This window comes from Vibrio genomosp. F6 (assembly GCF_005146325.1).
Lineage (GTDB): Bacteria > Pseudomonadota > Gammaproteobacteria > Enterobacterales > Vibrionaceae > Vibrio > Vibrio cortegadensis.
In genome coordinates, this window is sequence record NZ_SYUT01000024.1 from 427580 (window position 1) to 433640 (window position 6061).

At 40.1% G+C, this 6061-nt stretch carries 8 protein-coding genes and 1 pseudogene; 6 read left to right on the top strand and 3 right to left on the bottom strand.

Features of this window, described 5'->3' with window-relative positions:
- The first annotated feature begins 3 nt into the window (after nucleotides 1-3).
- Nucleotides 4-1260: an adenylosuccinate synthase gene (locus FCV43_RS10780; protein WP_136995165.1), complete on the top strand. Its 1257-nt coding sequence runs from the start codon at nucleotides 4-6 to the stop codon at nucleotides 1258-1260.
- Here FCV43_RS10780 and FCV43_RS10785 read toward each other — a convergent pair.
- Nucleotides 1250-2101, bottom strand: a complete 852-nt coding sequence (locus tag FCV43_RS10785; RefSeq protein ID WP_017053438.1) for a helix-turn-helix transcriptional regulator — start codon at nucleotides 2099-2101, stop codon at nucleotides 1250-1252. The two genes, FCV43_RS10780 and FCV43_RS10785, sit on opposite strands and share 11 nt — an antisense overlap.
- Nucleotides 2102-2246: 145 nt before the next feature.
- On the opposite strand from FCV43_RS10785, the gene FCV43_RS10790 reads away from it, so the two are divergent.
- The gene (locus tag FCV43_RS10790; protein WP_017053437.1) at nucleotides 2247-2558 is read left to right on the top strand and encodes a SemiSWEET transporter; all 312 of its coding nucleotides are present in this window, start codon (nucleotides 2247-2249) and stop codon (nucleotides 2556-2558) included.
- 203 nt (nucleotides 2559-2761) lie between these two features.
- On the opposite strand, the gene FCV43_RS10795 is transcribed toward FCV43_RS10790, so the two are convergent.
- Complete coding sequence (locus tag FCV43_RS10795; RefSeq protein ID WP_276607068.1) at nucleotides 2762-3094, bottom strand: LysR substrate-binding domain-containing protein; 333 nt, start codon at nucleotides 3092-3094, stop codon at nucleotides 2762-2764.
- Nucleotides 3095-3268: 174 nt separating this feature from the next.
- Between FCV43_RS10795 and FCV43_RS10800 the strand changes: the two genes are divergently transcribed.
- The 4 genes from FCV43_RS10800 to FCV43_RS10815 all read left to right on the top strand — a co-directional run bounded on the left by FCV43_RS10800 (nucleotide 3269) and on the right by FCV43_RS10815 (nucleotide 5731).
- Nucleotides 3269-3568 (top strand): Bor family protein, encoded by a 300-nt coding sequence (locus tag FCV43_RS10800; protein ID WP_136995167.1) that lies wholly within the window; start codon nucleotides 3269-3271, stop codon nucleotides 3566-3568.
- A 601-nt stretch (nucleotides 3569-4169) separates the two neighbouring features.
- Nucleotides 4170-4814, top strand: a complete 645-nt coding sequence (locus tag FCV43_RS10805) for a hypothetical protein (protein ID WP_136995168.1) — start codon at nucleotides 4170-4172, stop codon at nucleotides 4812-4814.
- A gap of 85 nt (nucleotides 4815-4899) precedes the next feature.
- On the top strand, nucleotides 4900-5280 hold the full coding sequence (locus FCV43_RS10810) for a hypothetical protein (protein WP_136995169.1): 381 nt from the start codon (nucleotides 4900-4902) through the stop codon (nucleotides 5278-5280).
- A 91-nt stretch (nucleotides 5281-5371) separates the two neighbouring features.
- On the top strand, nucleotides 5372-5731 hold the full coding sequence (locus FCV43_RS10815; protein ID WP_136995170.1) for a hypothetical protein: 360 nt from the start codon (nucleotides 5372-5374) through the stop codon (nucleotides 5729-5731).
- Between the two features lie 116 nt (nucleotides 5732-5847).
- Here the strand turns inward: FCV43_RS10815 and FCV43_RS10820 are convergent.
- Nucleotides 5848-6051: pseudogene (locus FCV43_RS10820) on the bottom strand (IS3 family transposase); the annotation flags it as partial.
- Nucleotides 6052-6061: the final 10 nt, after the last annotated feature.

The following is a 6061-nucleotide window of genomic DNA, read 5'->3' on the forward strand; positions in this document are numbered from 1 at the left end:
ATTATGTCGTCTATTGTTGTTGTGGGTGCCAATTGGGGTGATGAAGGCAAAGGCCGTATCGTTGACTTTTTAGCATCAGATGCTTCTGCCAGCATTCGTTTTCAAGGTGGTAATAATGCAGGCCATACCGTCGTTAATGACTTTGGTACCTTTAAACTGCACCAACTTCCAAGCGGCATCTTCAATCCAAGTTGTATTGCTGTTCTTGGCCCTGGAATGGTGATCAGCCCTGCCGCGCTGACTGAAGAAATTAAAGAAGTAAAAAGTGCAGGTGTCGATGTCAATTTGTGTATCTCTGATCGTGCAACGTTATGCCTTCCTCTTCATGCTTTGGAAGATACGCTAGAAGAGCTACGACTGGGTGATGCCGCGTACGGTTCGACTCGACAGGGCATCGCACCTGCCTACGGTGATCGTGTCATGAAAAAAGGCATCTTGGTCGGTTGGTTGAATCAACCAGAGGTATTAGAACAACGCATTCAGTTTATGCTGGATTGGAAACTGCCTCAGTTGAAAGCGTTATATCCTGATTTCGATTATACCCAAAGTGCGGCAGAACTTACGGCATGGTTATTAGAAGAGACAAAAGCTTGGAGACCATTTATTTGCAATGTCACCGAGCCTCTAAAAGCATTGCAGGCCAAACAAGCCAATCTATTATTTGAAGCGCAATTGGGGGCGGGTCGTGATCTTGTTTACGGTGAGTATCCGTGGACAACTTCATCTAATGTGACGGCAGCGTATGCAGGAATTGGTAGCGGTTTACCAGCGCTAAGACCAGAGCGAGTGATTGCCGTTGCTAAGTCTTTCAGCTCATCAGTAGGAACCGGAACCTTAGTGACCGCGATGGAAGAGCAAGATAATTTCCGCGAAAGTTCGAATGAGTATGGAGCGGTTACAGGTCGCCCTCGTGATATGGGTTACTTTGATGCGGTAGCCACTCGAAATGGGGTTGAACTGCAAGCGGCCACCGAGATTGCATTGACCAAAATTGACTGCCTGACGGGTATGAAAGATCTTAAAATCTGTGTCGCATATGAGGGTGAACACAGCGAAAACCCAATCTGGCCTCAAACTGCAAATCTTCAGCCTGTATATGAAACTATGCAGGGCTGGGATGAAGACATCACTGGTTGCCGTACGTTCGAGAGCCTTCCTCAAGGCGCGCAAGATTACATCACACGGATTGAAGCGTTAATGGGAGTGCCGATTGTTATGGTTTCGGTTGGACCAGAGCGTGAGCAAATGATCATTCGCTAGACGCTATATCGCTTTCAGTTGGTTGTTTTCTATATTGGCCTGGGGCTACACCGATCGTTTTCTTGAATCGTTTTGAAAAACTGAACACATCGTTGTAACCCAATTGCTCAGCTATTTGCTCTATAGACCATGTGGTGTGAAGGAGCAAATACTTTGCACGCTCCATTCGTAAAAAAATGAGGTGTTGTATAGGACTCCGTTGGAAGCGCTTTTGAAATAATCGGTGCAAATGAGGAGAGGAATATTGGAGCATTTCAGCCATGTCAGTGACAGTCCACGGAAAGTGCAGTCGTTTCTCTATATCGCGGATTAATTGATCCAAACGTTGGAATTCAGAAGGGCCAGATAAGGGGGCGCATAATGACTCTTCGAGGTAATGCTCCAACTGTTGCATGATGGGTTGTCGATGTGTCAGTGAACGCTCGTAGTAAATTAAACTCAGCGTGTGGAAGATCTTTCGGCAGCTATCAAGCCTGACAACGAGTGGGCGATCAGCACAAATGTTTCTCCAGCGAACACAATCCATAAGGTGAAACCAAACCATGGAAAAAGAAGTGGATGTTAATTCGATTATAAAGGGTTTATTGGCAGGCAATGTGACTAAATGGCATTTACTCACCGTTTGGTGACCATCTTCAGTGTACAGCTCAAAAGAGCCATCAACGACATAATAGAGGGTATGATCAACAGGATTAGTCCGACCCACACGGTACTTACCTGCAAGATTTGATACACCACATAAACTGATTTCAAGTGCATCCATTTCAGGTGTCTTTGTGCTCTCAACAAACCTTTCGTTGCATTCGGGACCAATCTCCAATACGTCTTGCCATTCAAACATAAACTGCACCTATTTTACCAAATGATAGTTTTGGATAAAAACTGGATAGATTAAACCATAAATAAATAGGAAATATAACCTTATAATAGCCTCAAGATTTAGAGAGACTTCAAATATTCATCCATTAATTTTAGAGAGAAAAACTATGACTAACATCGAGGTTTTGGGATTTACATCAGCATTTTTAACGACAGTTTCCTTTCTTCCACAAGCTATTCAGGTAATTAAGACAAGAGACACGGCTTCTTTATCATTAGCTATGTACAGTATTTTTACCCTTGGTGTGGCATCATGGTTAATCTACGGCTTAGTGATTCAAGATAGTGCAATGATAGCTGCGAACATGATTACTTTCTTTTTGTCTGCCACTATTTTGGCTATAAAACTATATAATGAGTGGAAAAGCAGAGTGCAATCAAAAACCTCATGTGGATTGAATCATTCCGTGCAGAATTAAGCGCAATCCAGAATTCAGTTTGAAAAATATTACATTGTTAGCGTTTGGAGTGGAGCAGGGATTTATCTTGTACTCTTTTAATATTTGAACAGCAGTAAGTGTCAAACTTGGGTTTAGTTTGACCATTATGGCAAGACGGAAAGTAGGGGAAAGAAAAGGGTGATGTTTATTCCCTCAGCTTAGTGACAAAATAGACCACAAGGCTAAAACTTTAAGATGAATGCTTTATCTTTGCCTTGCTGCAATAATTCAATGAACGCTTTGATTTTTGCTAGGTTAAACATATCTCTATGCACTAAGGCCCAGATAGGGAAATTCCAGTGTAAATGTGGTGCGATTTTAATTAGATCAGCATCATTTTTGACCACCCTTCTTGGCACCGCACTAATACCGCAACCACTCTCCAAAGATCTAAACGCAACTTGTGAATTAGAACATAGAAATACAATGTTCTGTTCTGACACATTGTTGTGAATCCACTCATTCCACAATAGATGCGGCGGTCTATCTTTCATCGCAATAAATCGGTGAACCAATGGGCATCTATTTATGATTAATGTTTCGTTATGTCATTCCATCCCTGACAAAGCCATACAGTAATAGTTCAAAAACTCTGGAATAATTTCAGCATTAATGACTAGGTACACTTTTAAAGCACTTTTTAAACCTTCTAGTCAGATCATATGTAAATATCAATTCTGGAGAGAAACATGAAAAAAATCATTCTTGCTGCTGCACTATCATTCCTTGCGACAGGTTGTGCTCAACAAACTTTTGTAATGGCACCTGAAGCAAATACAACAGAGACAGAAGCGACGTCAGAGCAAGCTCATCATTTCTTCATTAGTGGCTTAGCACAAGAGAAGCAGATTGATGCAGCAGGCGTATGTGGCGGCGCAGATAAAATTGCAAAAGTAGAGGTTCAGGAAACCTTTATTAATGGACTACTGGCGACCGTGACATTTGGTATTTACACACCTCGCGAAGCCCGTGTTTATTGCAAGGCGTAAATCAGCCTAGTTAGCTTAATGCTGACGTTGTAAAAGTAACAAAACAGAACCGCGCAAAGTTAATTGCTTTGCGCGGTTTTTGTTTAAGGCTGGCTTATGAGTACAGAGAATTATGGTGGAAACTTGGCAGGCTTCTAAATCAACGGTTTGGAGCATTCTTCAACAATAACTGAGTTGGAAACTTTAGCGCTTCAATATAAATTGTCGTAAATGGATGTACCTAATCAATTGTGGACTTGGCTAGCTCAGATCTGCCCCATTATCAGACAGAGTAAATACTCATTCATATCCTGTTAATTGGGTTTTGCCTTACTAAAAGTTATCCATTCTTCTAATGCTGTTAGTTGTGAACCCCCGTGTTGTATTACGAGGGTACTATCCACGAAACTTGCAAACTTCCCCGACTATTCGCAAGTGTAACCCGCCAGTGTTTGAGCGTTAGCGAGCCATTGTACACATGATGCATATCATTTTATTGGTAATCAAAATGATGCATAATAAAAGTTATTCGGCAAACTGCCGCCTAGATAGCGTTATGTGCATCCATTACTTCGAGGTCTATGAATTGGGAACTGAATTGGTAAATTACGAGGATAAGTCGTTGGCTGAAAATGAAAAGCTGGTTGCTCAAAGGAAAAAAATCGAACGAATTAACAGCTATTTACTAACTCACCCTTCTATTGCTGTTGCTTTAATGAGCGGCTATGCATCGCTATGTGGTTTTGCAATATTATGGATCGTCTTTTATAAAGAAGACATAAATTTAATAGATTATGTCTCTTTTGGTGATTTTATATTTGGGATTTTTTCCGTTGAACTAGCTCTACCGCTAATTTTAGCGGTGGTCATTGTTCTTCTGTGGGGGTACGTGAGACTCTTAAAAGTGCATTGGACAAATATGAATAGATTTTGGTTTCTTGTTATTGTTTATCTACTTTTTGCACCAACATTCCCAGCCTATATGTGGTACAAGCCAGTTACTCTTTGCCATCCAGATAATCGAATATATTCGGTAACATATAAACTTCCTAGCATGGAAGTTGAGAATAATTTGTCAATGATTGCTAGCTTATCAAACTACAAAGTATTCAAGCGACATGCCCCTGGTTGCGATGTGAATTTTGGTAAGTATGATGAGGATGACTTCGATAATAAGTTTCAATTGGTAGTGATTCACGATTCTGCTATCGCAAAAATAGAGTCAACGTTAAAAGAACATAACAAGGTGCTTAAGTCTGATTCGTAATCGCTTCGCTGCAATTATGGCACACGTCCACTCACCACTTAAGCGGACGTTATGTACTTGGCGTAAATTAAGAGATTTTTAGATAGTGGATAGTATTTTGGTTTCGAACGGGTTTACCACGTCAGAAATAATTGCATTTGGGAGTTTGCTTGTCCCATTGTTTGCATTTGCGTTTTCATCATATCGCTATGTAAATGTGAAGCGAGGTGAGCAAGCACAGCAGCATTTTGAGAATTATCATGAACTGATTCATAAATTAGTAACGGCGGGTTCTGATGGTATTGGTATGGATTCTCAAAAAGCAATAATTTTTGAGCTTAGGAATTACCGTGAATATAAGTCAGTAACTATACGCATTCTGGAATGGCTAAAAGTGTCATGGTCGAAGCATCCAGCATTAATCGAAGAAATTGAACTTACTTTAGCTAATCTAAACCGTATGAAGCCTTTTCATTTGTTAACTTAAGTGCGCACATGCCAAAGCATTTAAGACGGATTCTCAACGCTTAATGCAGTGTTATGTTCAAATTATCGAAAATTACATTAAGGAGAGTCGAATGATAGTAGATTTAAGAGTATCAGATAATTTTGAGTATCAAACATGGATGGTATCTTCAAATGCATATAAAGATAAGTTTTGTATATCTTTAGATCAATCTAACAATAGCGCTATCTTTGAACAAGAAAACCCTGCAATGGATTTTCTGTTAGTAGATCGAAAGTGCAATATTTATCATGTCTATATCTCTTTTACTTCATTTGAGAAAGATTGCTGGCATGTTTTAGCTAGAAAGAACATTGATCAAACAAGTAATAGTTTTGACGTGACGATTGATTTCGAAAATGGCAATTTAATTGAGATAAAAGAGGACAATGAAATTATTTGTAAAATAGAGCTGCATGTAACAGAAAAATAAGTTATTCGCTTCTCATTAATTGACTGAAGAGAAAGCCGTATAGATCTCTAGCTTGGTTTTGAACATAACAAGCGCTTTAAACGGAATGATCTGCTCCAGTCAGACTGGACACCGCATTAAGCGACATATCGTTTTTCAAAGTTAACTGGGCTTAGATACCCAAGAGCACTGTGCCTTCTTGTTCTATTATAATCAACTTCGATATATTCAAAAAGTGCCTGGCGCATCTCTTCTCGCGTCATTATTGGTTCGTATTGGACAGCTTCTACTTTCATAGAGTGGAAAAAGCTTTCAACACAGGCGTTATCCCACCGAGTACCCCACGTTTAG

What these genes read in the sequence shown, in the direction of transcription:
- FCV43_RS10800 (WP_136995167.1), top strand. Translation starts at nt 3,269, where the DNA reads ATGAAAAAAATCATTCTTGCTGCTGCACTATCATTCCTTGCGACAGGT.
- FCV43_RS10780 (WP_136995165.1), top strand. Translation starts at nt 4, where the DNA reads ATGTCGTCTATTGTTGTTGTGGGTGCCAATTGGGGTGATGAAGGCAAA.
- FCV43_RS10785 (WP_017053438.1), bottom strand. Translation starts at nt 2,101, where the DNA reads ATGTTTGAATGGCAAGACGTATTGGAGATTGGTCCCGAATGCAACGAA.
- FCV43_RS10815 (WP_136995170.1), top strand. Translation starts at nt 5,372, where the DNA reads ATGATAGTAGATTTAAGAGTATCAGATAATTTTGAGTATCAAACATGG.
- FCV43_RS10790 (WP_017053437.1), top strand. Translation starts at nt 2,247, where the DNA reads ATGACTAACATCGAGGTTTTGGGATTTACATCAGCATTTTTAACGACA.